Here is a 25,044-nt window from a genome sequence, read left to right on the forward strand (position 1 = left end):
TGGTGCTGACCCGGCGCGCGCCGGCGGTTCGGCAGGGGCGGTGGCTGCGCCTGGCGGGGCATCCGCTGCTGGCCTGGTCGGGCACGGCGGTCGCGGTCGTGGCGGCGGTGACGGTGGCGCTGAACCCGCCCGCGCCGCTGGTGAAATTCGTGACCGTCATGGCTCCCGCCGTGGCCGAAGCTGTGCCCGAACGCGCACCCGAGGCGCCGACCGTTTCGCCCAGACGCGGCCGCGCGGTGGTGCCGGCCTCAATCGCGCCCGTGGCCGCAACATCGTCGAACGCAGAGTTCGCCGCGCCGCGCGCGATGGGCTGGGGACCGCCTGCACCGCCGCCACCCCCGCCGCCGCCGCCTCCGCCGCCGCCTGCTCCACCACCGCCTCCGCCTCCCGCGCCTCCCGCGCCTCCGCCCCCGCCGCCGCCCGTGATGATTTCATGATGGCCGTTCGCGGCGGTTGAAGCGGCGTTTCGGCGCGATCCAGATGACCGCGTCCGCACTGTCGCGGATGCAGCCCATCGGATGTTCCCATGCTGGATATTCTGCTTCTCGCCGCTTCTCTGGCGGTCGGCCCGCAGGCGGCCCCGCCTCCACCGCCGCCGCCGCCCGCACAAGGTCGCAACGTCTCGGTCCAGCGGTACGAATGCACCATCAACGGCGTGCGCAGCAGCGACTGCCCGCCGCCGCCCCCGCCGCCTGCGCCCCCGCCGGCCCCGCCGCCTCCGCCGCCGCCTGCGCCGCCCGCACCGCCACCTCCGCCTCCCCCGCCCCCGCCCGCTCAGGGGCAGGGGACGCAGCACGTCTGGACGCCCTGACCGGCGCAGCGGTCGGATTCAGGACGTTGTGAATGTCAGAGGGGCTGGGGGGGCGGGCGCGACCGGATCAGGCCGCGGGCTTGATCCGGTTGTCGTCGTCCAGCATCACGACGCGGGGCGACCACTGACGGGCCGTTTCGTCCTCCATCTGGGCGTAGGTGACGATGATCACCTTGTCGTTCTTCTGGACCAGGCGGGCGGCCGCGCCGTTGACGCCGATCACGCGGCTGCCGCGCGGGGCCTCAATGGCGTAGGTGGTGAAGCGCGCGCCATTGGTGATGTTCAGCACATCCACCTGTTCGTGCGGATAGACGCCGGCGGCGTCCAGCAGATCGCCGTCGATGGCGATGGAGCCTTCATAATCCAGGTCGGCCTGGGTCACCGTCGCGCGGTGCAGCTTGGCCTTCATCAGGGTGACCAGCATGGGGAGCGCCGTTCGCCTTGTCTTCGCGGGGCCGGAACGCGCCCCGCTCGCCGCCCGGATATAGGGGTTCGGAAGCGGCGCATCAATCGTCATGCTGCGATGCAGCGTGGCCGGTTCGCCCGTTACGCGACCTTCATTTGACGGTTACGCCTGCCGCGTTAGGGTCGACTTGGCTGAATTTGGCCGCCGTCTGGACCTATCCCTCCCCGATGAAACAGTTTTTCCTGACGCTTCTGGGCGTGTTCGCGGGCCTGATTCTGTTCGTGATCGTGGTGCCGTTGATGCTGATCGTCATCGCCGCCAGCGCTTCGTCCAAGCCGTCCACGCCCTCGAACGCCGTGCTGGAGCTGGACCTGCGGGCCGGGCTGACGGACCAGGCGCCGTCCAATCCCTTCGCCAGCTTCGGCGGATCGGGCCTGTCGGTGGTCCAGGTGGTGGACGCCCTGGCCCAGGCCGAGAAGGACGCTCAGGTCAAGGTTCTGCTGATCCGCCTGCCGGAAAGCGGCATGACCCCCGCCGCCGCCGACGAGGTGCGCCAGGCGGTCCGTCGCTTCCGCGCGGCGGGCAAGCCGGTGATCGCGCACTCGCAGGGCTTCATGCCGGTGGGCGCGGTCATGTCCAGCTATATGGTCGGGGCCTCGGCGTCCGAACTGTGGATGCAGAACACGGCCAATTTCCAGGCCACGGGCTTCTCGGCCGACGAGGTGTTCCTGGGCCGGGCGTTCGAACGCTATGGCGTGCGGCCCGAGTTCGAGCAGCGCTACGAATACAAGAACGCGGTCAACATCTATAACCAGAGCGACTTCACCGAGCCGCACCGCGAGGCGATGCGCGCGTGGATGACCTCCATCTACGACAGCGCCCTGGCCAATGCGGCCCAGGACCGCAAGACCACGCCCGCCGCCCTGAAGGCCGTGATCGAGGCCGGCCCCTACAGCGCCGCCCAGGCGCTGGAGCGCAAGCTGATCGACAAGATCGGCCAGGTCGAGGAGGCCGAGGCCGAGGCCAAGCGCCGCGCCGGGCGCGGTTCGGACATCGTGGAGATCAGCGACTATATCTCGGCGCGCGGCGAACGGGCCGGCTCGGGCCGTCACGCCATCGCCATCGTCGGCGGCGAGGGCGCGATCATGACCGGTTCGGGCCAGAGCGCCGATCCGTTCGGCGCCGGTTCGGCCATCCGTTCGGACGACACGGCCGAGGCCATCTATGACGCCATCGAGGACAAGGACGTGAAGGCCATTGTGCTGCGCGTCTCGTCGCCCGGCGGGTCGCCCGAAGCGTCGGAACAGATCCTGGCCGCCGTGCGCGCGGCCAAGGCGGCGGGCAAGCCGGTGGTGGTGTCCATGGGCGCCTATGCGGCGTCCGGCGGCTACTGGATCAGTTCCGAGGCCAATGAGATCGTGGCCCAGCCCTCGACCCTGACCGGCTCGATCGGCGTGTTCGGCGGCAAATTCGTGCTGGCCGACGCCCTGGGTCGGTTCGGCGTGGACATGCGCGGCCTGTCGGTCGGCGGCGACTATTCCGACGCCTTCTCGCCGGGCCAGGCGTGGACGCCGGACCAGCGCCGGGCCTTCGCCGCCTCGATGGACCGCACCTATGACGAGTTCATCACCCGCGTGGCCACGGGCCGCCGCCTGCCGCCCGCCCGGGTGCGCGAGATCGCGCGCGGCCGGGTCTGGACCGGCGCCCAGGCCAAGGCCCTGGGCCTGGTCGACCACCTGGGCGGACTGGAGGAAGCCATCGGCCGCGCGCGCGCCCTGGCGAACATCCCGGAAAACGAGTCGGTGCGGTTCAAACGCTATCCCAAGGCCCTGTCGCCGTTCGAGGCGCTGTCCGAAGCCTTCGGCGTCCAGTCCGAGGCGGCGCGCGCCCTGGTCATGCTGGGCGGCGTCATGAACGATCCGACCGCCCAGGCGACGATGCGCCAGATCCAGGCCGACCGCGCGCGGGGGCAGGGGGCGACCGTTCTGGCGGATCAGCCGTTCTGACGGCTGCGGCACACTGGCCTGTGAAGGGTTCGTCCATTGACCGTTCAGGTCTTAGGACCGACATTGACCGTTCAGGCGTTCTCCCTGACGCCCGCGTAAGGATGTTCGATGACCCAGTCTGACGGTTTCGCCCGCATCGGCATGGCCGCCCGTCGTCGGCCTTCGGGCCTGCTGGCGCCGTTCGTGTGGCTGGCGGGACTGGTCGCCTCGGTCGCGGCCCTGATCGTGGGCGCCGTGCTGGCCGTGTTCACCGCCCTGGCCGTGGCGGTCTTCGCCCTGTGCGCCGGCGTGGTGGTCTTCTTCGCCGGCCTGGCCTTCCGCGCCCGCCGCTCGGGCCAGCCGCGCCGCCGGGCCGACGACCCCGAGGTGATCGAGGCGCACAAGGTCGGCGGCACCTGGGTCGCCTATGGCTGGGACCGCTCGGCCCGCTGAGGCGGCGATGACCCTGAACATCCTGGACGCCCCGTCCCCCAATTTCGACCAGCGCCGCGCGCCGCCGGACATGCTGGTGCTGCACTACACCGGCATGCAGACCGGCCATGAGGCGGTGGCCCGGCTGCGCGACCCGGAGGCCAAGGTCTCCGCCCACTATGTCGTCAACGAGGACGGGTCGATCCTGCGGCTGGTGGCCGAGGAACGCCGCGCCTGGCATGCCGGTCGCGGCGTCTGGCAGGGCGAGACGGACTGCAACGCCGCCTCCATCGGCATAGAGATCGTCAATCCGGGCCATGAGTTCGGCTATCGCGCCTTCCCCGACGCCCAGATCGAGGCGGTGATCGCCTTGGTCGGCGACATCCGGTCGCGATGGACCATTCCCGACGTCCGCATCATCGCCCATTCCGACCTGGCGCCGGATCGCAAGGAAGACCCCGGCGAACTGTTTCCGTGGAAGCGGCTGGCCGGCGCCGGCCACGGCCTGTGGTTCGACCCGGCGCCCGAGCGGATCGCCGCCCTGGGCGCGCCCCTGTCGCCGGGCGACGAAGGGCTGGGGGTCATCGTGCTGAGGTCCGGCCTGCACCGGCTGGGCTATGGGGTGAAGCCGGGCGGCGACTATGACGATGAGACGCGCCTGACGGTCATGGCCTTCCAGCGCCACTGGCGCCCGGACCGCGTGGACGGCGTGGCCGATGGCGAAACCCGCGCCCGCCTGGTGGGCCTGCTGCAGCTGGCCAGCGCCGAAAGCGTGACGGGCGTGCTTTAGTCCGACTTCACATGCCCAGCGCCTGGCGCACCGCCTGTTCGGCCGCCCCGCCATTGCCGCAGACCAGGATGGTGGAGGAGCCCTGGCCGTCCGCGTCGCGCGTCGTTTCCCGGCGGCATCGCGATTGCGGCGGCTGATAGGTGCGGTCGCGCGGCGCCGGCGTGCGCGTGTCCAGTTCGAACCCCCTGTCGATGGTCGCCTGATCCAGGGTCGGAAAGCCCAGGTCGGCGCCGTTGGCGGTTTCGTCGTTCGGAAGCCAGCCGGCGGTGGCCCCCAGCGCGCCCGCGGTCGTGCCGTAGGTGCCCATCAGGGCGGCGACGCGCCGGTCGGCGCAGGCCTGGACGGTCTCGTTCTGGCCGCGCGGCGTGGTCTCGCAGCGATGGATGGCGCGGGCGTGCAGCTCGGCGGTCATTTCGGCCTCGCGGTCGGGCGCGGGCTCCTGTGTCGTCATCAGGGCCGCCAGGGCCAGGATCGAAATCAGCATGGGTCGGGCCTCAGCGCGTCCAGGTGCGGTTGCAGACGAAGGAATAGGAGAAGGACTGGCCGTCCGGGCTGACCACCCGCTCGCGACGGCAGCCATTGCGGTCGGCGGGCGCGGGCGCCTCCGGCTCGGGTTCGGTCTGGGGTGCGGGTGGGGCGGCGGCGCGTTCGGCGGCCTGGCGCTGCCGCTCCGCCATCCGCTCGGCCTGCATCTCGCGCCGCGCGACGCAGACTTCCAGGCTTTCGTCGTCCGGGCGGTAGTCGATGCAGTGGCGGGCGTAGGTCGCGGTCTGTTGCTCGGCCGGACAGTCGCCGGCCATGTCCGTCAGGGCGTCGCACGGTTCGCCCCACAGGCGCAGGGCCTGGGCCTCTTCCTCGGCCCGGCGGGCGGCACGGACTTCGGCCCGGACGGCCAGTCGTTCGGCGCAGACCTCGATCAGTTCGCCCGGCGCCGCCTGACCGTTGATGCAGGCCGGCACATGCGGGCCGATGCGCTGCATGCGCGCCTCGTCCGGCGGGCTTTGCACCGTGGCGAACATCAGGGCGGTCAGAAGCGCGATCATGGGCGCACCCTAGGCGAACGCCGGTCCGCCGCTACTGACGGCGTCTGACGGCGCCGGTTGACCTGAGCGGGCGCGGGGCGCATCTGTCCGGCGCCAGACGGCCGGGCGGTCGCCCTGCTTCGCCAAGGCTTCGCAGGGCCTGCCCTACGAAGCGGGACGCGAAGTAGGGAGGAAAGTCCGGGCTCCACGGTGAAGAGGCGGCGGATAACTTCCGCCCGGGGCGACCCGAGGGACAGCGCCACAGAAAGCAAACCACCCGCGTCTCGACGCGGGTAAGGGTGAAAGGGTGGGGTAAGAGCCCACCGCGGTCTCGGCAACGCGACCGGCATGGCAAGCCCCGCCTGGAGCAAGACCGAATAGGGGCGTCGCGCGGGTTCGCCCGCAGGGTTCACCGCCCGAGACGCCCGGGTTGGTCGCGAGAGCCGCTCCGCAAGGGTCGGCCCAGAGGAATGATCGTCGCCGCCTTTCGGGGCGGAACAGAACCCGGCTTACAGGCCGTCTGGCATTTTCCTCCACACCTCATCCCCAGGCGTGATGCGCGTTAACCCCTTGGGCGACAAGGCGGCGCATCATCGCTCCACAGGGTGTGAATACTTAAATGTTCCACATTTGTTCCAGTATAGCGCCCGGCGTGACCAGTCCGCCACAGCCCAATCTTGGTTAAATCGCGTCAACCATTCCCATTGAGGCCCATTTGATCCCATGCTATCCCAGTCGAATGAACTGGGGCTGCGTCGCGATCTGACGACGGGAATCTAAAGGGAGCGGACCGCAGGGTCCGTGTTGGGGCAGGGCGTGTTTTTCTCGACCTTCGAGAAACAGCTGGACGGCAAGCGCCGGCTCCTGATCCCCCAGGAGTTCCGTACGGCCGACAATGGCGCCGACGCCCGCATCTTCTGCTTTCCCTCGATCGAGGCCGACTGCCTGGAGGCGGGCGGGGACCATCTGCTGGCCACCTATGTCGAGATGATCCGTGGCCTGCCGTTCGGCTCGAAGGAACGCTCGTCCCTGGAGTGGCAGGTGCTGGGCGAACAGACGCGCCTGGCCTTTGACGGCGGCGGGCGGATCACCCTGCCCGAAGGTCTGTGCGCCGAGGCGGACCTGGGCGAGACGGTGATGATCGTGGGTCTGGGCGACCGGTTCCAGATCTGGAACCGCGACAAATGGGCGGCCCGCCGCGCCGAACAGCGTCAGGCGGCCAAGGACGGCATGGCCCAGCTGGGCGCCCTGCGCCTGGCGGCCCAGCTGAAGGTCGAGGGGGGCGGATCATGAGCGGCCCCCACGCCCCCGTCCTGCTGGCCGAGGTGATCGAGGCGCTGGCCCCCGCGCCCGGCGATGTGATGATCGACGCCACCTTCGGCGCCGGCGGCTACACCCGCGCCATCCTGGCGGCCGGGGCGACCGTTATCGCCCTGGACCGCGACCCGACGGTCCGGCCGCACGCCGAGGCGGTGGACGCAGATTTCCCTGGCCAATTCCAGCTGGTCCGCACCCCCTTCTCTGGCCTGGCCGAAGCCTTCGCCGGGACGGGCGAGCCCCGGCTGGACGGCGCCGTGTTCGATATCGGCGTCTCGTCGATGCAGCTGGACCAGGCCGAGCGGGGCTTTTCTTTCCTGCGCGACGGGCCGCTGGACATGCGGATGTCCGGTGAGGGCGAAAGCGCCGCCGACATCGTCAATGGCTGGGACCACGGCCCCCTGGCCCATATCTTCAAACTGTATGGCGAGGAGCGGCAGTCGGGCCGGATCGCCAGCGTCATCCTGCGTCGCCGGGCCGAGGCGCCCTTCACCCGCACCCTGGATCTGGCCGAAACCATCGAGAAGGCCGTGGGCGGGCGTCGCGGCGCGCCCATCCATCCGGCCACGCGGGTGTTCCAGGCCTTGCGTATCGCCGTCAATGACGAACTGGGCGAGCTGACCCGGGGGCTGGAGGCGGCCGAGGCGACCCTGGCGCCCGGCGGGCGTCTGGCGGTGGTCACCTTCCATTCGCTGGAAGACCGGATCGTCAAACAGTTCCTGACCGAGCGCACCGGCAATACGCCCGGCGGATCGCGCCATGCTCCCGTCGCGGTCGATACGCGCCGACCCAGCTTCACCCTGCAGTTCAAGGGCGCGCGCGAGGCGGGCGAGGCGGAACGCGCCGCCAACCCTCGCGCCCGTTCGGCCCGGTTGCGCGCCGCCGTCCGCACCGACGCCCCGGCCTGGAGGGCGGCCGCATGAACGCCCTGGCCCCCGTGCGGCGTCTGTTCGACTGGAAGATTCGCGGCGTTCGCTGGATCGAGATCATCGGCGTGGCCTGCGTCGGTCTGATGATCCTGTTCGTCTATGTGGCCAAGGCGGGCGCCGCGCGTGAAAGCGCCCGGATCGGCGAGCTGGAACGCGAGATCGACCAGAACCGCCAGCGGGTCCGCCTGCTGCGCGCGGAAGCGGCGCGGCTGGAGCAGCCCGGCCGGCTGGAGGCCCTGTCGCGCGGCATCGGCCTGGAGCCGCTGGATTCCCAGCGTCAGGCGGGCGAGACGGCCCTGACCGAACTGGCGCCCGACGCGCCCGCGACGACGGTCGAGGCGCCGGTTCAGGCGACGGCCGCGCCCGTGGAAGGGGAGGCGTCGCAATGAGCGTTCAGGACCCCCACGCCTGGCCGGCCAGCCCGTCTTCGGCCCAATCCTCGGCGCCGCGCCGCATCGCGCCGGGCTGGCGCTGGGTCGCCGAACTGATCTGGCGGCTGGAGCACGCGTTCGAGCGCGCGCGCGCCGATGCGCGACCCGAAGAGGACGCGCGGGTCCGCATCTTCGTGATCATGGCCGGCTTTGCGGCGGCGTTCGCCGCCCTGGCGCTGGGGGCGGCCTATGCCGCGCTGCTGGCCGGGCCGGGTCGGGTCGGGGCCGCGTCGGACCCCGCCGTGCTGGTGCGCGCCGACCTGACGGACCGCAATGGCCAGCTGCTGGCCAGCAACATCACCCATTATGGCCTCTATATCGAGCCGAAGGACGTCTGGGACCGGGCGGCCGCCGCGCGCCAGATCAAGCAGGCCCTGCCGCGCGTGTCGTGGGCGCGGCTGAACAAGGTGCTGAACGGCGATCGCCGCCTGATCGTCATGCCGGGGCTGACGCCGGCCGAAAAGGCGGCGGTGCACGACCTGGCCCTGGGCGGCGTCACCTTCGAGCCGGAGGATCGCCGCGTCTATCCGCTGGGCGCCTCTGCCCAGCACCTGGTCGGTGATGCGGACACCGGCGGCCTGGGCGTGTCGGGCGCCGAGCTGGCCTTCAATGATGAAATCCGCGCCGCCGGTCGTGCGGGCCAGGACTTCCCCCTGTCCATCGACATGCGGGTGCAGGGGGTGCTGGAAAACGAACTGGCGGCGGCCGCCGAAACCGCCGGCGCCAGGGGCGCGGTTGGCGTGGTCACCGACGTGCATACGGGCGAGGTGCTGGGCATGGCGTCCTGGCCGACCTTCGACCGGACACGGCGCGGCGCGGCGCCGGAAGGCGCGACCCTGAACCGCTTCACCTCGGCCCATTACGAAATGGGATCGGTGTTCAAATCCTTCACCATCGCGGCGGGCCTGGACACCGGCCGCACCGACATGGGCACCCTGTTCGACGCGTCTAAGCCCTTCATGATCGGCAGCCGCCGCATCACCGATTTCCACGCCAAGAACAAGGTGATGACGCTGGAGGAGGTCTTCCTCTATTCGTCCAACATCGGCACCTCGCGCCTGGCGGTCGAGATGGGGCCGGACGTGATGCGCGGCTATTTCCGGGGTCTGGGCCTGCTGGACGCCGCGCCGATCGAGCTGAAGGAAAGCGCCCGCCCCACCGTGCCGCGCCGGTGGGATGATTCCACCCTGGCGTCGCTGTCGTTCGGCTATGGCGCCATGATCACCCCGGCCCAGCTGGTCGCCGCCTATGGCGCCCTGACCAACGGCGGGCGTTATGTGCCGCTGAGCCTGCGCAAGGGCGGCGCCCGCAATCCCCAGATCCGTCAGGTGATCTCGGAAGAGACGTCCCTGACCATGCTGGACCTGATGCGCCGCAACGTCGTGCGCGGATCGGGCGGCCGGGCCGAGGCGCCGGGTCTGCGCGTCGGCGGCAAGACCGGCTCGGCCAACAAGCTGGTGGGCGGCCGCTATGACCCGACCCACGCCATCGGCTCGTTCGCGGCCGTGTTTCCGGCCGACGGGCCGGTCAGCGCCCGCCGCTACGCCATCTTCATCCTGATCGACGAACCGGCCGCCTATCCGCGCACCGGCGGTTTCGTGGCCGCCCCGGCCGTGGGCCGCATCGCCGACCGTATTGCGCCCTTCCTGGGGGTCGAGCGCCGGGCCGACCGCTGGCGCGGCCTGGACGGCAAGGCCCTGCCGCAGGACGCCGAAGTGGCCCAGCGGGCGGAGGGCGCCCTGTGAGCCTTCTGAACGGCGGCGCGCTGAAACTGTCCGAACTGCTGCGCCGCGACGTGGCCGCCGACCCGGTCATCACCGGCCTGACGTCCGACAGCCGCAAGGTGGCGCCCGGCGCCCTGTTCGTGGCCTTGCCGGGGACGCAGTCGGACGGCCGCGCCTTCATTCCCCAGGCCCTGGCCCAGGGCGCCGCCGCCGTGCTGGCCCCGACCGACACCCCGGACGGGGCGGCGCCGGTGCTGGTGACCTCGGGCGATGTGCGCCGGGCCTATGCCATCGCGGCGCGCAGTTTTTACGGCGCCCAGCCGGCCACCTGCGTGGCGGTGACGGGCACCAACGGCAAGACCTCGGTTGCCGCCTTCTGCCGCCAGATCTGGGCCGCCCTGGGCCTGAAGGCCGCCAGCATGGGCACTCTGGGCGTGGTCTATCAGGGCAAGGGCGCGGCCCAGGCCCTGACCGGCCCCGGCCTGACCAGCCCCGACGCCGCCGACGCCGCACGCCTGCTGGCGGAACTGGCCGGGCAGGGGGTGACGCACCTGGCGCTGGAGGCTTCGTCGCACGGGGTGGACCAGCGGCGCCTGGACGGGGTGGCGCTGAAGGCCGCGGGCTTCACCAATCTGACCCAGGACCATCTGGATTATCACGGCGACATGGACGCCTATCGCGCGGCCAAGCTGAGGCTGTTCGACACCCTGCTGCCGCGCGGACGTACGGCGGTTCTGAACGCCGATTCCGACGCCTTCGGCCCCTTCGCCTCGGCCTCGATCATGGCCGGGGTCGGGGTGATGGGCGTGGGCGAGCGCGGGCGCGACCTGACGCTGATCGAACGGCGCGCGGTGGCCGAGGGCCAGCGGCTGATGCTGGACTGCCGGGGCGACCTGCACGAGGTGCTGCTGCCCCTGGCCGGCGGCTTCCAGGCCTCCAACGCCCTGGTGGCGGCGGGGCTGTGCATCGCGGCGGGGGAAGACCCCGCCTCGGTCATCGCCGCCCTGGAGCGGATCGAGGGCGCGGCCGGGCGGTTGCAGCGGGTGCCCGGACCGGGCCGGGGCGAGGTCTATGTCGACTACGCCCACACGCCGGATGGGCTGGAGACGGTGCTGGGCGCCCTGCGGCCGCACGCCAGCGGCCGGCTGATCGTGGTGTTCGGCGCCGGGGGCGACCGCGACCGGGCCAAACGTCCGCTGATGGGCAAGGCGGCGGGGCGTCTGGCCGACATCGCCATCATCACAGATGACAATCCGCGATCCGAAGACCCGGCCGCCATCCGCGCAGAGGTGCGGGTCGGTTGCCCCGACGCCATCGAGATCGGCGACCGCCGCGCGGCCATCCAGGCGGCCATAGAGATGATGCGCGACGGGGATGTGGTCGTCATCGCCGGAAAAGGGCATGAACAGGGTCAGATCGTCGGCGGGACGACTCATCCCTTCGATGACGCCGCCGTGGCCGCAGAGACGCTGAACGCCCATGCCTGACGCCCATCGCCCGCTGTGGACGGCCCCCGAAATCGCCCTGGCCGTCGGCGGCCGGATCGAGGGCGGATCGTTCGAAGCGTCCGGCGTCGCCTACAACAGCCGCGAGATCACGCCTGGCGACCTTTTCGTGGCGCTGAAGGGCGCGCGCGATGGGCATGAGTTCGCCGCTGGCGCCTTTACCTCGGGCGCGGTCGGCGCCCTGGTCGAACGGCCGGTGGACGGCGGGCCGTGCATCGTGGTTCCCGACACGCTGAAGGCGCTGGAGGCCCTGGGCGCCGCCGCCCGCGACCGCGCGCCCCAGATCCGGCGTGGCGCCGTGACCGGCAGTGTCGGCAAGACCAGCGTGACCCAGGCGATCAAGGCGGGGCTGGACCTGGCCGGCCCGGCCCACAGCTCGATCAAGAGCTACAACAACCATATCGGCGTGCCCCTGACGCTGGCGCGCATGCCGGCGAGCGTCGAACGCGCGGTGTTCGAGATCGGCATGAATGCGCCGGGCGAGATCGCGCCGCTGTCGAAGATGGTCCTGCCGCACGCCGCCTGCGTGACCACGGTCGGCCCGGTGCATATCGAGGGCTTTTCGGACGGCGAAACCGGTGTGGCGCGCGAGAAGGCGGCCATTTTCGAAGGCCTGGCGGCCGGTGGCGTGGCGGTGGTCAATGGCGACAATCCGTGGCGCGACGTGCTGCGGTCCGCGGCGCTGAAGGCCGGGGGACGGATCGCGACCTTCGGATCCGAGATCGGCCACGACGCCCGGCTGATCGACTTTGCGCCCGGCCCTGACGGCGCGCGCGTGACGGCCGAGATCCGGGGCCGCACCCATGTGTTTCCGCTGAAGCAGTCGGGCTTCCACTGGGGGCTGAACAGCCTGGCGGTCATCCTTATGCTGGAGGCGCTGGATGTGCCGGTCGAGACGGCGCTGGCGGCCCTGGCCGATTTCCAACCGCTGGCCGGGCGGGGCCAGACGCGGCGCGTGGCCGTGCCCGGCGGCGCCTTCACCCTGATCGACGAAAGCTACAACGCCAATCCGCTGTCGATGCGGGCGGGGTTCATGAGCCTGGGCGCACGCACGGCGCCGCCGGGCGGCCGCCGCGTGGTGGTGCTGACTGACATGCTGGAGCTGGGCGACCAGGCCCAGGCGCTGCACGCCGGCCTGGCCGAATGGATCGAGGCGGCGGGGATCGAGGTGGTGCATGCGGCGGGGCCGCAGATGCGCTGGCTCTATGACGCCGTGGCGCCCGAGCGGCGTGGCCAGTGGCGCGACACCGCCGCCGCCCTGGCCGAGATCGCCGACGATCTGGTCGGGCCGAACGACATCGTCATGGTCAAGGGATCGAACGGGTCAAAGGCGTCTCTGGTCGCCGCCGCCCTGGCTGATCTGGAACGCCGACACGGCCTGAACGACGCGATGGGGAGCGTCTGAATGTTCTATCTGCTGTACCTGTACTACGCGGATATCGCGCAGGATTATCCGCTGCTGAACCTGATCCAGTACCAGACGGTGCGGGTCGCCCTGGCCATGGCCACGGCCATGATCGTCGCGGTGGCCATGGGCAGCCGCTTCATCGCCTGGATGCGCGTCAAACAGGGCAAGGGCCAGCCGATCCGCGACGACGGGCCGGTGTCGCACCTGTCCAAGGTCGGCACCCCCACCATGGGCGGTCTGATGATCCTGGCTGGCATCGCCGTGGCGGTGTTGCTGTGGGGCGATCTGACCAACCCCTATATCTGGATCGTCAGTTTCGTGACCGCCGCCTTCGGGGTGCTGGGCTTCGTCGACGACTACGCCAAGGTGACCAAACAGACCTCGGCCGGGCTGACATCCAAACAGAAACTGCTGGCCCAGACGGTGGTGGCGGTGATCGCCGGGGTCATGACCGTGGTCTGGATGACCCTGTCGCCGACCTCGCCCAACCTGGAGACGTCGATCGCCTTTCCGTTCTTCAAGGATGTGCTGCTGAACGTCGGCTGGTTCTATGTGGCGTTTGCGGCCTTCACCATCGTCGGCTTCTCCAATGCGGTGAACCTGACCGACGGTCTGGACGGACTGGCCATCGTGCCGGTGATGATGGCGGCGGCGGCGTTCGGCATCATCAGCTATCTGGTCGGCAACTTCATCTTCGCCGATTATCTGGGCGTGCACCATGTGCCGCGCGCGGGCGAACTGGCCATCTTCCTGGCGGCCATCATCGGCGGGGGCGTGGGCTTCCTGTGGTACAACGCCCCGCCGGCCAAGATCTTCATGGGCGACACCGGCTCGCTGGCCCTGGGCGGCGCGCTGGGCGCGGTCGCCGTGGCCACCAAGCACGAACTGGTGCTGGGCATCGTCGGCGGTCTGTTCGTGATCGAGGCGGCCTCGGTCATGATCCAGGTCGGCTATTTCAAGGCCACCAAGAAGCGCATCTTCCTGATGGCGCCGATCCACCACCATTTCGAGAAGATGGGCTGGCCGGAATCGACCGTGGTGATCCGCTTCTGGATCGTGGCGGGCATGCTGGCGCTGATCGGCCTGTCGACGCTGAAGCTGAGATGATCCCGGCCGCCGGCTTTCAGGGGCGTCGCGTCGCGGTCTTCGGCCTGGGCCGGTCGGGGATCACGGCGGCGCGCGCCCTGAAGGCCGGAGGCGCCGAACCGATCCTGTGGGACGATAGCGTCTCCAGCCGCATGCAGGCCCAGGCCGAGGGGTTTGTGGTCGAGGATCTGACGGTCGCGGACTGGTCCGGCTTCGCTGCCCTGGTGCTGTCGCCGGGCGCGCCCCTGACCCATCCGAAACCGCACTGGACGGTGGACAGGGCCAGGGCGGCGGGCGTCGAGATCATCGGCGACATCGAACTGTTCGCCCGCGCGCTGGCGGCCCTGCCGCAGGACCAGCGGCCGCACGTGGTCGCCATCACCGGCACCAATGGCAAGTCCACCACCACGGCCCTGATCGGCTGGGTGCTGAAACAGGCGGGCCTGACCGTTCACGTCGGCGGCAATATCGGCATCGGCGTCCTGGCCCTGCCCGAACCGACGCCCGAGGCCGTCTATGTGATCGAGGTGTCCAGCTATCAGCTGGACCTGACCACCAGCTTCGCGCCGGACGTGGCGATCCTGACCAACATCAGCCCCGACCACCTGGATCGCCACGGCGGGATGGATGGGTACGTGGCGGCCAAGGCCCGGCTGTTCGCCAATCTCTCGACGCCTTGGATCGAGACCGACCTTGAGGTCGAATCCGTCCCCGACTGGCATGGCGCCTCAGTTGCTCTTGTCGGTATCGACGATGTCTGGGGCCGTCAGGTTTTCTCGGATCTGAAGCTGCGCGGCGAGGGAATAATCCACTCTGTCACCAGCCAACGGGGTGGGCCGCCTTTCGCAGGGTATGTTTATGATCGCGATGGCGTCTCTGACGGGGCGACCGGCAGTCCGATGATCAATCTTAGACTGGCTCGATCGTTGCCAGGTCTTCACAACGCCCAAAACGCGGCTTTAGCCTATGGGGCCGCGCGGGCATTGGACGTCGGCAGCACGCCAATCGTGAATGCTCTTCTGTCCTTCCCCGGCCTCGCCCACCGTATGGAGACGGTCGGACGTCTCGGCCGGGTGCGTTTCGTCAACGACTCCAAGGCCACCAACGCCGATGCGGCGCGTCAGGCCCTGTCCAGCTATGACCGCGTCTTCTGGATCGCGGGCGGCCGCGCCAAGGCGGGTGGGATCGACGATCTGTCGGACCTGTTCCCGCGCGTGACCGAAGCCTTCCTGATCGGCGAGGCGGCCGGGCCTTTCGCCGCCGCTCTGGGGGAGACGCCGCACCGCATCAGCGGCGATATGGGCGCCGCCGTGCGTGACGCCTGGCAAGCCGCCGCCGCGACCGGCCGCGAAGAGGTGGTGCTGCTCAGCCCCGCCGCCGCCAGTTTCGACCAGTATCCCGACTTCGAGGCGCGGGGCGAGGCGTTCCGCGCCGCCGTGCTGGCGCTGGGCTCCCAGCCCGAGGGGGCCGCATCATGACTACGCCCGCCTGGTCCCATCCCTTTTCGCGCAACGATCAGAGCGCCATCGCCAAATGGTTCTGGACCGTGGATCGCGGTCTGCTGTCGGCGGCGCTGGGCCTGATCGGCCTGGGGGTGGCGCTCAGCTTCGCCTCCAGCCCGGCGGCCATCGCGGCCGATGAATCGATCACCGACCCCTTCCACTATTCCTGGCGCATGATCGTCTTCGCGGGGGGCGGGGTGACGCTGATGCTGCTGGCGTCGCTGATGTCGCCGCGCGGGGTGCGCCGCATCGCGGTGCTGGGTCTGCTGGGCGCCATCTTCGTGATGATGCTGCTGCCCTTCATCGGCGACACGGTGAAGGGGGCCGCGCGCTGGATCAACCTGGGCCCGTTCGGGCTTCAGCCCAGCGAGTTCGCCAAGCCCTGCCTGATCGTCTTCGCCGCCTGGATGTTCGCGGAATCGCAAAAGGGACGGGGCGTGCCCGGCGTCTCCATCGCCTTCGCCGCCTGGGGCCTGACGGTGGCGCTGCTGCTGATCCAGCCCGACATCGGACAGACGCTGCTGGTCACCACCACCTTCATGGCGGTCTTCTTCATGGCCGGCATGCCGTTGAAATGGGTCGTGGCCCTGGCGGCGGCCGGGGCGGCGGGGATGGCGGCCATCTTCCTGAGCTTCAGCCACTTCCGCGACCGGCTGGCGGCCCACGGTTCGGCCGACGCGGACGCCACCTTCCAGATCGACCGCGCCAGCGAGGCGATCCGCGCCGGCGGCCTGTTCGGGCGCGGCGTCGGCGAGGGGGTGATGAAGCGCAAGGTGCCGGACCTGCACACCGACTTCATCTATTCGGTCGGCGCCGAGGAGTTCGGCCTGATCCTGTCTCTGGCCATGATCGCGCTTTACGCCTTCATCGTCATTCGCGGCATGCGCAAGGCCATGCGCCTGAACGACCCGTTCGAACAGACGGCGGCGGCCGGCCTGTTCGTGCTGATCGGCCTGCAGGCCTGCATCAACATCGCCGTGAACCTGAGCCTGATCCCGACCAAGGGCATGACCCTGCCGTTCATCAGCTATGGCGGGTCGTCCATGCTGGCCATGGGGCTGACCATGGGGTTCGCCCTGGCCCTGACGCGGCGGCGTCCGGGCGCCTATGAACTGGGCGCCGCGCTTCAGCCGCGCCGCCGCCTGTTGCCGTGAGGAAGCCCGTGTCGTCCAAGGCCGTGTCGTCCAAGGTCTGCGTCGTCGCCGCCGGGGGCACCGGCGGCCACATGTTCCCGGCCGAGGCCCTGGCGCGCGAGATGGCGGCGCGCGGCTGGCGCGTGGTTCTGGCCACCGATACGCGCGGCGAACGCTATGCCCAGGCGTTCCCGGCCGAGGAAAGACTGGCCCTGGACGCCGCCACCGGCTCCGGCCCTGTCGGCCTGCTGAAGGCGGCTGTGGCGATCCTGAAGGGCGTGACCCAGGCGCGGCGGGCGTTCCGGCGGCTGGACGCCGGCGTCGTGGTCGGCTTCGGCGGCTATCCGTCGGCTCCGGCCCTGGTCGCCGCCCTGGTCGACGGCCTGCCCACGGTGATCCATGAACAGAATGCGGTGCTGGGCCGCACCAACCGGATGCTGGCGCCGCGCGTCAAGGCGGTGGCCTCGTCCTTCCCGACCCTGGGCCGCGCCGCTCCGGCCGTCGCCGCCCGCGCCCAGGTGGTCGGCAGCCCGGTGCGGGCCGAGATCGCCGGCCTGATGGACCGCGCCTATGTCCCGCCCGCGCCGAACGGCAGAATCGAAGTTCTGGTCACCGGCGGCAGCCAGGGCGCGCGCCTGCTGTCCGAAGCGGTTCCCGCCGCCCTGGCGCAACTGCCGCCCGACCTGCGCGCCCGTCTGAAGGTACGCCAGCAGAGCCGACCCGACGCCATGGAGGCCGCGCGCCAGACCTATCTGGAGGCGGGGATCGAGGCCGAGGTCGCCCCTTTCTTCCGCGACATGGCGGGCCTGTTGTCCGTCGCGCATCTGGTGATCGGCCGGGCCGGGGCCTCGACCTGTTCGGAACTGGCGGTGGCGGCCCTGCCGTCGGTCCTGGTCCCGCTAAAGATCGCCACCGACGACCACCAGACGCTGAACGCCCGCGCCCTGGTCGAGGCTGGGGCCGCCGTGGTCATCGCCGAGGATGATCTGACGCCTGCACATCTGGCCGAAACCCTGGCGCCCCTGCTGTCCGATCCGGCGCGGCTGGCGGCCATGTCGGTCGCCGCCCGGTCCGCCGCCATTCCCGACGCCGCGCGGCGTCTGGCCGATCTGGTCGAGGCGACCGCCGGGGCCTGAGCCGCCTCAGTCGCGCGCGGCCGCGTCTATGGCCGCCACATGGGCCACAATGCCGGCGATGGCGCTGTCCAGGCCATTGACCGTCTGAACCTCTGGCGGATTGTCGGGAGTGCAGGCGTATTGCTGCACCCGGCCCAGCATGCTGTCGGGGGCGATAGGCATGCTGGTCGCCTCCAGCATCACCGGCTCCAGCGCGCGCGGCCCTTCGGCATAGCGCTGGCCCTTCAGCGTCAGCATCCGGTTGCGACAGTCGAAATGCAGCCGGAACCAGACGAAGCGTTCGCCCGTGTCGGTCGTGCGGCCGCTGATGGCCAGCACATCGGCCACCGCGCCGGCGCCGTCGGGCCGGTCGCTGCGCGGCTCGACGAACCAGCCGACGCCCTGATGGTCCAGACCCAGGAAGTCCAGTGTCTCGCCCAGGTCGCCGTGCCGGACGTAAAGCGCCGGTTGGAACCGCATGTCCAGCGGCAGGTCATAGGCATGGCTGATGGCGTCGTCGGGTGAGGCCAGGGGCGCGACGACGGCCGACCGCCCGGCCGCATCGCAGGCGTCGACCCCCACGGCGGCGCGGGCCTTGTCGGGGTCCGTGTCCCAGTCCTGAAGCGCGCCGGGCGTGTAATTCTTGCCGTCGTGCAGGGCGGCGATCGCGCTTTCATGCCACAGCGACTGGGACTGGCGCCCGGCGCAATCGTGCCTCTGGGTCGACCAGTAGGGGGCGTCTTCGGTGTCGAACGGCACATGCAGGCTTCGGGTCCGCAACTGCGTCCGCCGCACAAGGTCAGGCTCGGTCGCCGCGTCATCGACATAGACGGCGGCGTATCGGTCCATGTGCAGGAAACGCAGCCGCGCGGGCGGCTGGCCCGGCGGAACGGCGGCCAGTTGAGCGGTCAGGAGCAGGGCGGTCATGATCATGCGATCATCTTATCGCAGGCCTGCGATAACGCTGCTGTCCGAACCTGACGTCAGTCGTTCAGCTGTGCGCGGCCCAGCCGCACAGCACCCGCGACGGAACCCGCGTCGGCGATGGGCGGCTTGGCGGCGCAGGCGACGGCGGCCAGTTCCGCCGCATCTCCACCGGGCGCAAGGGGTTCGGGCGCGCCGTTGACGGGGGTGATCGGCCCCTCGGTCCCGTCTGCGGCCACCGAGGCGAAATCCAGCCTCTGGCCCGTTTGCCTCGCACAGTCGAACCGCCACCAGGACCAGCCGCCCCAATAGGCCTTGTCGCCGATGGTGAAGTCCGCGTCCGCGACCTGCAGCGACCGCATCCGCACCGCGCCGTCGCCATCCGCCGTGATCGAGGCGGCGTCGGCGAATATGGCCCAGCGGCCGACGCCGGTCAGCACCAGCTGCGGCTGGGCCTGAAACAGCGCCAGAGCGACGAGGGCGCCGATCACGCCGCCACGATCCGTTCGGCCTGGCTCAGATCGACACTGACCAGTTGCGACACCCCCCGCTCGGGCATGGTGACGCCATACAGACGATCCATCCGGCTCATGGTCACCGGATTGTGGGTGATGACGATGAAGCGGGTGTCGGTGCGTTTGCGCATCTCGTCCAGCATGCGGCAGAAGCGGTCGACGTTGGCGTCGTCCAGCGGCGCGTCCACCTCGTCCAGCACGCAGACGGGCGCGGGGTTGGCCAGGAAGACTGCGAAGATCAGGGCCGCCGCCGTCAGGGCCTGCTCGCCGCCGCTCATCAGGCTCATGACCGCCAGACGCTTGCCCGGCGGACAGGCGTAGATCTCCAGCCCGGCCTCCAGCGGATCGTCCGACTCGACCAGTTTCAGTTCGGCCTGGCCGCCGCCGAACAGGGCCTCGAACAGGGCCTTGAAATTGTCGTTGATGATGTCGAAGGCGGCGATCAGGCGTTCGCGCCCCTCGGCGTTCAGCTCGTCGATGCCGTCGCGCAGCTTCGCAATGGCCGACGTCAGGTCGCTGCGCTCCTCGCGCATGGCGTTCAGCCGGTCGCCGTATTCGGTCGCCTCTTCCTCGGCTCTCAGGTTGACGGCGCCCAGGGCCTCGCGCTCGCGCTCCAGCCCGTAAAGCAGGCTCTCGGCCCCGGCGGCGTCGGGCGGGCGGGCGATGGCGTCGTCGTTCAGCTTCTGGCCCAGTTCCTCGGGCGACATCTGGGCCGTCTCGCGCACCTGGTTGGCGGCGTCCAGCAGGCGCTCGGCGGCGGCCTCGGCGCGGGCCGACAGTCCGGCGCGGGCCTCGCGCGCCTGGCCGGCGGCGGCCTCGGCGGCGCGGGCGGCGCGGTCGGCCTCGCCCGCTTCCCCCTCTGCGACCGACAGGGCGTCGGCGGCGGCGGACCGGCGCGTCTCGGCGGTGGTCAGCGTGTTCAGCAGGCGCGCGCGCTGTTCGGCGAAACCGGCCGGCGCCGTCTCGGCCTGGGTCTTCTGCTGGGCGGTCCTTTCCGCATCCTTCTCCAGGGCCGCGATGCGGGCGCGGGCGTCGCGGGCGCGGTTGGACCAGCCGTCGCGTTCGCGGGTCAGGCCGTCCAGGCGCGAGGTGCGGGCGGCCCCCTCGCGCGCCTCGGCGTCGCGTTCGGCGCGGGCGGCGGCGGCGGCGGCGCGGGCCGTCTCGGCGCCCTGACGCGCAGCCGCCAGTTCGCCGCGCAGGGCCTCCAGGGTTTCCGACGGCGCCTCGGTCCCCGCCGCCTCGGCCAGGGCCGCCTGGGCCGCCTCCATCTCTTCGGTCAGGCGCGCCAGGGCGTCGTCCAGGGCCTGGGCCCGCGCCTCCTTCCGCGCCTGATCCCGCGTCAGGGCCTCCAGCCGGTCGCGCGCGGCGCCGACGGCCTTGTCCAGCGGGAAGGGGGCGGCGCGGGCGGTCTTCACCGTCTCGTCGGCGGCGCGCAGGGCCTCGACCGCCGCCTGCATCGCGCCCTGCGCCGTTTCCAGCGCCGGCTTGCCCGCGTCGATCTCGCTTTCCAATTCCGCCAGCCGCGTGCGCTGGGCCAGACGCACCGCCGCCGGTCGCGGCGCCTCGGCCCTCTGGACGAAACCGTCCCAGCGGAAAAGGTCGCCCTCCTTCGTCACCAGGCGTGCGCCCACGGGCAAGGTCCTGGCCAGAGCCGCCGCCTGATCTCGCGTCGCCACGCCACACAGGGCCAGGCGCGCCGCCAGTTGATCCGGCGCCCGGACATGGGCCGACAGGGGCGCGACCCCCTGGGGCCAGTCCGGCGTCGGGACCGTCGCTCCCGCCCAATAGGCCGCCGCCCTGGCGTCCAGGGCCGCGTCCAGATCATCGCCCAGGGCCGCCGCCAGGGCCGCCTCATAGCCCTTGTCGGCCGCCACGCTTTCCAGCGCCGGAGCGTGTTCGCGCCGCGCGGTGACCAGCAGCTGCGCCAGGCCCCGCGCCTCGGTCTGCAACCGGCCCAGTCGGTCCTCGGCCGCCCGCGCCGCCTGCCGCGCCTCGGCCTCGGCCCGGGCCTTATCGCCGCGATCCGCTTCGGCCGCCTCGACCGCCGCCCGGGCGGCCGACAGCTCGGTTTGAGCCGTTTCCAGCGCCGATTGCGCCGCCGCGATCTCGGGCGTCTCCAGCGGACCCAGGGCCTCGCGCTCGCGTCGTGAGTTGCTCAGCGCCTGTTCCGCCCGCGCCACCCGCGCCTCGGCGTCGCGCTTGCGGGCCGTCTCGGCCGAGACCCGCGCCTCGACCGCCGCCACGGCCCCGGCCACCCGCTCGACCTCGGCGTCGGCGGCCCGGCGGGCGTCTTCCGCCACATTGAGCGCGGCCTCCAGCTCTGGCCCGCGCTCGGGCGCGGCGGCGATCTCGGCGGCCAGAGTCTCCAGGGCGTCCGCGACGCGCGTCAGCTCGCCTTCCGCGTCGGTGGCCATGCCGGTCTCGCGTTCGATGTCGGCGGCGATGCGGGCGGTCTCGGCGCCCAGCCGTTCGATCTCGGCCCGCGCGGCCTGTTCGGCCATGTCCAGACGGTCGCGTTCCAGCGATGCGCGGTGCAGCAGGGCCGCCGCCACCGCATCCTCTTCCCGCGCGGGTTTCAGCGCTTCCTGGGCCTTCAGCGCCGCCGTCTGGGCCGCCGCCGAAGCCTTGGCCGTCTCGGCCACCGCCGTATCCGCCGCCCGCAATTCTTCCGCCGCAGCCTCGGCCGCCACCCGCGCATCGTTCCAGCGGACGTAGAGCAGCGCCGCCTGCAGGGCGCGGATTTCGGCGCTGATCTTCTTGTATTTCTCGGCCTGGCGCGCCTCGCGCTTCAACCGGCCCAGGGCGCTTTCCAGTTCGCGGCCGATGTCGTCCAGCCGTTCCAGATTCGTTTCGGCCGCGCGGAGCCGCAGTTCCGCCTCGTGCCGCCGGGTGTGCAGCCCGGCCACGCCCCCGGCCTCTTCCAGGATGCGGCGGCGGTTCTGGGGCTTGGCGGCGATCAGTTCGCTGATCTGGCCCTGGCGCACCAGGGCCGGGCTGTTGGCGCCGGTCGAGGCGTCGGCGAACAGCAGCTGCACATCCCGCGCCCGCACCTCCTTGCCGTTGATGCGATAGGTCGAGCCCTGGCCCCGGTCGATGCGCCGCGACACCTCCAGCACCGCCGCATCGGTGAACGGCTGGGGCGCGCGTCTCTGGGCGTTGTCGATGGTCAGCTGGACCTCGGCGTGGCTGCGCGGCGGACGGCCCGAGGCGCCGGCGAAGATCACATCGTCCATGCCCTGGCCGCGCATGGCCTTGGCCGAGTTTGCGCCCATGACCCAGCGCAGGCTTTCCAGCACGTTCGACTTGCCGCAGCCATTGGGGCCGACGACGCCGGTCAGGCCCGGCTCGATATGCACCTCGGTCGGATCGACGAAGGATTTGAACCCGACAAGCCTCAGGCGCTGGAACTGCATCCCAGCCCTCTTACCGCCCTTCCTCGGCGTTGCGGATGGCGATCTCCAGCCCGCCCAGGGTGCGGTCGGCCACGCGGCGGCCGTTGACGAAGAAGGCCGGGGTGCCGGTCACGCCCGCAGCGGCCGCGGCGGACACCTCGGCCTCCAGGAAGGTGCGGATTTCGGGGCGGGCGACGCAGGCGTCGATCTGGGCGCGGGTGCGGCCGCTGGCGGCGACGCCGGCGTTGTACCAGACCTGCTGGTCCCCGCCGCGCAACAGGGCCGGCTGGCCCTCGAACAGGGCGTGGACCGTATCGAAGAACCGCTCGGGCGCCGCGCACCGGCCCAGGGCCGCCGCCGGGCCGGACAGCTCGATCGGATCGGTCGGCATGTTGCGGAACACGAAGCGCACGCGGCCGGTGTCGACGAAGCGGCGCTTGAACTCGGGCCAGACCAGGATCTGCCAGTCGCCGCAGGCGTGGCAGGTGAAGCTGGCGTATTCGATCACCGTGACGGGCGCATTGGCGCGCCCCAGGGTGCGGTCGTTGGCGTGAACGGCTGGGGCGGTCTGTGTCGCCTGGGGGGCGGCCGCTACGGTTCCCGTCAGCAAAACGGCGGCCAGGGCGATCCGGGCGAGACGACGCATGGCGATCAGTCCTTGGCCAGCAGGGGTTCGATGGCGGCGGCCAGGGTCTCGATCTGACCGTCCGCAACGGCCTGGCCGTTGACGAAGAAGCTGGGCGTGCCCATCACCCCGGCCTCGGCCGCGCCGGCCATGTCGGCCTGAACGGCCGCCATCGGTTCGGGGCCTTCCAGACAGGCGGACAGCTCCTCGACCGACCGGCCCGAAGCTTCCAGCGCCGGACGGAACCAGGCGGACGCCTCGCCCCCCGCGCGCAGGGCCGCCTGGCCCTGCATCAGGGCCTGGGCCACATCGAAGAACCGTTCCGGCGCCGCGCAGCGCCCGACGCCCGCCGCCGTGGCCGACAGCTGGATCGGATCGGTCGGCACGTCCCGATAGACCAGACGCACCTGGCCGGTGTCGATGAAGCGCGCCTTGAACGCGGGCAGAACCTCCAGATGCCACCGCGCGCAGTGCGGGCAGATGAAGCTGGAATATTCGATCACCGTCACCGGCGCATCGGCGCGGCCAAGGATGCGGTCCGCCGCCGTGACGGGGGGCGGCGGTTGCTGGGCCATGGCGACCGGCGCCGCCATGACCGTCAGCAGCAGCCCCAGGGCCGGGATCAGGCGTCGCGACAGGATCACTTGGCCAGTTCCGCTTCGATGGCGCGCGACAGATCGTCGATCGACGGACCGTTGCCGCCTGGGGTGATGACCTGAACGCCATTGACGAAGAAGGCGGGCGTGCCCGTGGCGCCGGCCGCCTGGGCCGCGCGGATGCGGCCCTCCATGGCCTCGATGCCCTGGGTGTCGCGCACGCATTGCTCGAACTGCTGTTCGTTGATGCCCACCGCGTTCGCCGTGCGCAGCAGCCAGGCGCGGGGCCCGCCGCCCGTCCCGATCTCCTGCTGGGTCGCCAGCAGTTGATGCACGACGTCGAAATATTTGTCCGGCCCGGCGCAGCGCGCGACCAGGAAACCGGCGGTGGCCACTTCGACCGGCGGGGTCGGCAGTTCGCGGAAGACGTAGCGGACCTTCTTGGTGTCGACATAGCGCGCCTTGAAGGCGGGCCAGGTTTCTTCCTGCCAGGCGGCGCAGACGTGACAGGTGACCGAGGCGTATTCCACCACCGTGACCTTGGCCCCTTCGTCGGCGCCCAGGGCCATGTCGCCCTCGGCCGGTTTCGAGGCGCCGCTGGAGCAGCCGGCGACCAGAGCCGCGGTCGCCAGCACCAGACCCAGACGCCGCGTCATCTTCCAGCGGTCTATGCGCGTCATCACTTGGCCAGTTCGGCTTCGATGGCGCGCGACAGATCCTCGATCGAGGCGCCTTCGCCGCCCGGGGTGATGACCTGGGTGCCGTTGACGAAGAACTGGGGCGTGCCGGTGACGCCCGCGGCCTGGGCGGCGCGGATGCGGCCTTCCAGCGCCTTGATGGCGTTTTCGTCGCGCACGCATTCCTCGAACTGCTGTTCGTTCATGCCCACGGCGTTGGCGGTGCGCAGCAGCCAGGCGCGCGGACCGCCGGCGACCATCTCCTGCTGGGTGGCCATCAGCTGGTGGATGACGTCGAAATATTTGTCGGCGCCGGCGCAGCGCGCGACCAGGAAGCCGGCGGTGGCTACCTCGACCGGCGGGGTCGGCAGTTCGCGGAAGACGTAACGGACCTTCTTGGTGTCCACGAAGCGGGTCTTGAACTCGGGCCAGGTCTTCTCCTGCCACACGGCGCAGTGGGGGCAGGTGACCGAGGCGTATTCCACCACCGTGACCTTGGCCCCTTCGTCGGCGCCCAGGGCCATGTCGCCCTCGGCCGGGCCGGTCTTGGCGCCGCCGCAGCCCGACAGGGTCGCCATCGCCGCCAGGGCCGCGGCCGTCATCGCCGCGCGGCGGCTCATCGAAGCATATCGGGTCATGGGTCTTCCTCGGGTTTTTCGGATCATCGCGCGATTCCCCCACGGACGCGCGCGCTCAAGGTTCCAACAGTCGAGAACAGG

The 25,044-nt window shown here is 71.0% G+C and carries 23 protein-coding genes and 1 other RNA gene; 14 read left to right on the forward strand and 10 right to left on the reverse strand.

Annotated features, from left to right (window positions below; all coding sequences use genetic code 11):
• Positions 1–878 precede the first annotated feature (878 nt).
• Positions 879–1,235, reverse strand: a complete 357-nt coding sequence (gene panD / locus Q0581_RS02520; protein ID WP_298697287.1) for an aspartate 1-decarboxylase — start codon at positions 1,233–1,235, stop codon at positions 879–881.
• Between the two features lie 209 nt (positions 1,236–1,444).
• On the opposite strand from panD, the gene sppA reads away from it, so the two are divergent.
• The 3 genes from sppA to Q0581_RS02535 all read left to right on the forward strand — a co-directional run bounded on the left by sppA (position 1,445) and on the right by Q0581_RS02535 (position 4,424).
• Positions 1,445–3,223 (forward strand): signal peptide peptidase SppA, encoded by a 1,779-nt coding sequence (gene sppA / locus Q0581_RS02525; protein WP_298697290.1) that lies wholly within the window; start codon positions 1,445–1,447, stop codon positions 3,221–3,223.
• A 108-nt stretch (positions 3,224–3,331) separates the two neighbouring features.
• The gene (locus Q0581_RS02530) at positions 3,332–3,655 is read left to right on the forward strand and encodes a hypothetical protein (RefSeq protein WP_298697293.1); all 324 of its coding nucleotides are present in this window, start codon (positions 3,332–3,334) and stop codon (positions 3,653–3,655) included.
• A gap of 7 nt (positions 3,656–3,662) precedes the next feature.
• Positions 3,663–4,424, forward strand: coding sequence for an N-acetylmuramoyl-L-alanine amidase (locus tag Q0581_RS02535; protein WP_298697296.1), 762 nt, complete (start codon positions 3,663–3,665; stop codon positions 4,422–4,424).
• A gap of 7 nt (positions 4,425–4,431) precedes the next feature.
• On the opposite strand, the gene Q0581_RS02540 is transcribed toward Q0581_RS02535, so the two are convergent.
• Together Q0581_RS02540 and Q0581_RS02545 are read right to left on the reverse strand one after the other, a co-directional pair.
• A complete protein-coding gene (locus Q0581_RS02540; protein WP_298697298.1) occupies positions 4,432–4,908 on the reverse strand; it encodes a hypothetical protein in 477 nt (158 codons plus the stop codon).
• 10 nt (positions 4,909–4,918) lie between these two features.
• Positions 4,919–5,467: a hypothetical protein gene (locus Q0581_RS02545; RefSeq protein WP_298697301.1), complete on the reverse strand. Its 549-nt coding sequence runs from the start codon at positions 5,465–5,467 to the stop codon at positions 4,919–4,921.
• Between the two features lie 93 nt (positions 5,468–5,560).
• Between Q0581_RS02545 and rnpB the strand changes: the two genes are divergently transcribed.
• From rnpB to murG, 11 genes are all read left to right on the forward strand, one after another.
• Positions 5,561–5,974, forward strand: an RNA gene (gene rnpB / locus Q0581_RS02550) — RNase P RNA component class A.
• Between the two features lie 288 nt (positions 5,975–6,262).
• A complete protein-coding gene (locus Q0581_RS02555) occupies positions 6,263–6,739 on the forward strand; it encodes a division/cell wall cluster transcriptional repressor MraZ (RefSeq protein ID WP_298697303.1) in 477 nt (158 codons plus the stop codon).
• Entirely contained in the window at positions 6,733–7,686 is a 954-nt protein-coding gene (gene rsmH, locus Q0581_RS02560; RefSeq protein WP_298697346.1) for a 16S rRNA (cytosine(1402)-N(4))-methyltransferase RsmH, read from the forward strand. Before Q0581_RS02555 ends, rsmH begins: the two co-directional genes overlap by 7 nt.
• Entirely contained in the window at positions 7,683–8,081 is a 399-nt protein-coding gene (locus Q0581_RS02565) for a cell division protein (protein WP_298697306.1), read from the forward strand. Before rsmH ends, Q0581_RS02565 begins: the two co-directional genes overlap by 4 nt.
• Positions 8,078–9,868 (forward strand): penicillin-binding protein 2, encoded by a 1,791-nt coding sequence (locus tag Q0581_RS02570; protein ID WP_298697309.1) that lies wholly within the window; start codon positions 8,078–8,080, stop codon positions 9,866–9,868. Before Q0581_RS02565 ends, Q0581_RS02570 begins: the two co-directional genes overlap by 4 nt.
• Positions 9,865–11,334: a UDP-N-acetylmuramoyl-L-alanyl-D-glutamate--2,6-diaminopimelate ligase gene (locus tag Q0581_RS02575; RefSeq protein ID WP_298697311.1), complete on the forward strand. Its 1,470-nt coding sequence runs from the start codon at positions 9,865–9,867 to the stop codon at positions 11,332–11,334. Before Q0581_RS02570 ends, Q0581_RS02575 begins: the two co-directional genes overlap by 4 nt.
• Positions 11,327–12,757 (forward strand): UDP-N-acetylmuramoyl-tripeptide--D-alanyl-D-alanine ligase, encoded by a 1,431-nt coding sequence (gene murF, locus Q0581_RS02580; protein WP_298697314.1) that lies wholly within the window; start codon positions 11,327–11,329, stop codon positions 12,755–12,757. Before Q0581_RS02575 ends, murF begins: the two co-directional genes overlap by 8 nt.
• Positions 12,758–13,867 (forward strand): phospho-N-acetylmuramoyl-pentapeptide-transferase, encoded by a 1,110-nt coding sequence (gene mraY, locus Q0581_RS02585; RefSeq protein WP_298697320.1) that lies wholly within the window; start codon positions 12,758–12,760, stop codon positions 13,865–13,867.
• Positions 13,864–15,324 (forward strand): UDP-N-acetylmuramoyl-L-alanine--D-glutamate ligase, encoded by a 1,461-nt coding sequence (murD, locus tag Q0581_RS02590; protein ID WP_298697323.1) that lies wholly within the window; start codon positions 13,864–13,866, stop codon positions 15,322–15,324. The genes mraY and murD overlap by 4 nt, the downstream gene beginning before the upstream one ends.
• Positions 15,321–16,502, forward strand: a complete 1,182-nt coding sequence (locus Q0581_RS02595; protein WP_298697326.1) for a putative peptidoglycan glycosyltransferase FtsW — start codon at positions 15,321–15,323, stop codon at positions 16,500–16,502. Before murD ends, Q0581_RS02595 begins: the two co-directional genes overlap by 4 nt.
• Before the next feature lie 8 nt (positions 16,503–16,510).
• Positions 16,511–17,617: an undecaprenyldiphospho-muramoylpentapeptide beta-N-acetylglucosaminyltransferase gene (gene murG / locus Q0581_RS02600; RefSeq protein WP_298697329.1), complete on the forward strand. Its 1,107-nt coding sequence runs from the start codon at positions 16,511–16,513 to the stop codon at positions 17,615–17,617.
• Between the two features lie 6 nt (positions 17,618–17,623).
• Here murG and Q0581_RS02605 read toward each other — a convergent pair whose 3' ends face one another.
• From Q0581_RS02605 to Q0581_RS02635, 7 genes are read right to left on the reverse strand one after another with little or no spacing between them, the layout of a single operon-like run.
• Positions 17,624–18,523 (reverse strand): hypothetical protein, encoded by a 900-nt coding sequence (locus tag Q0581_RS02605; RefSeq protein ID WP_298697331.1) that lies wholly within the window; start codon positions 18,521–18,523, stop codon positions 17,624–17,626.
• Positions 18,524–18,579: 56 nt separating this feature from the next.
• Positions 18,580–19,011, reverse strand: coding sequence for a hypothetical protein (locus Q0581_RS02610; RefSeq protein WP_298697333.1), 432 nt, complete (start codon positions 19,009–19,011; stop codon positions 18,580–18,582).
• Positions 19,008–22,448 carry a chromosome segregation protein SMC gene (gene smc, locus Q0581_RS02615; protein ID WP_298697336.1) on the reverse strand — a complete coding sequence of 1,147 codons (3,441 nt, stop codon included), beginning with the start codon at positions 22,446–22,448 and terminating at the stop codon, positions 19,008–19,010. The genes Q0581_RS02610 and smc overlap by 4 nt, the downstream gene beginning before the upstream one ends.
• 10 nt (positions 22,449–22,458) lie before the next feature.
• Entirely contained in the window at positions 22,459–23,073 is a 615-nt protein-coding gene (locus tag Q0581_RS02620; RefSeq protein ID WP_298697338.1) for a thioredoxin domain-containing protein, read from the reverse strand.
• Positions 23,074–23,078: 5 nt separating this feature from the next.
• Positions 23,079–23,696, reverse strand: coding sequence for a DsbA family protein (locus Q0581_RS02625; protein ID WP_298697340.1), 618 nt, complete (start codon positions 23,694–23,696; stop codon positions 23,079–23,081).
• Entirely contained in the window at positions 23,693–24,328 is a 636-nt protein-coding gene (locus tag Q0581_RS02630; protein WP_298697343.1) for a thioredoxin domain-containing protein, read from the reverse strand. The genes Q0581_RS02625 and Q0581_RS02630 overlap by 4 nt, the downstream gene beginning before the upstream one ends.
• Complete coding sequence (locus tag Q0581_RS02635) at positions 24,328–24,963, reverse strand: DsbA family protein (RefSeq protein WP_298697345.1); 636 nt, start codon at positions 24,961–24,963, stop codon at positions 24,328–24,330. The genes Q0581_RS02630 and Q0581_RS02635 overlap by 1 nt, the downstream gene beginning before the upstream one ends.
• Positions 24,964–25,044 lie beyond the last annotated feature (81 nt).

This window comes from uncultured Brevundimonas sp., from assembly GCF_937863155.1.
In the GTDB taxonomy this organism is placed as follows: domain Bacteria; phylum Pseudomonadota; class Alphaproteobacteria; order Caulobacterales; family Caulobacteraceae; genus Brevundimonas.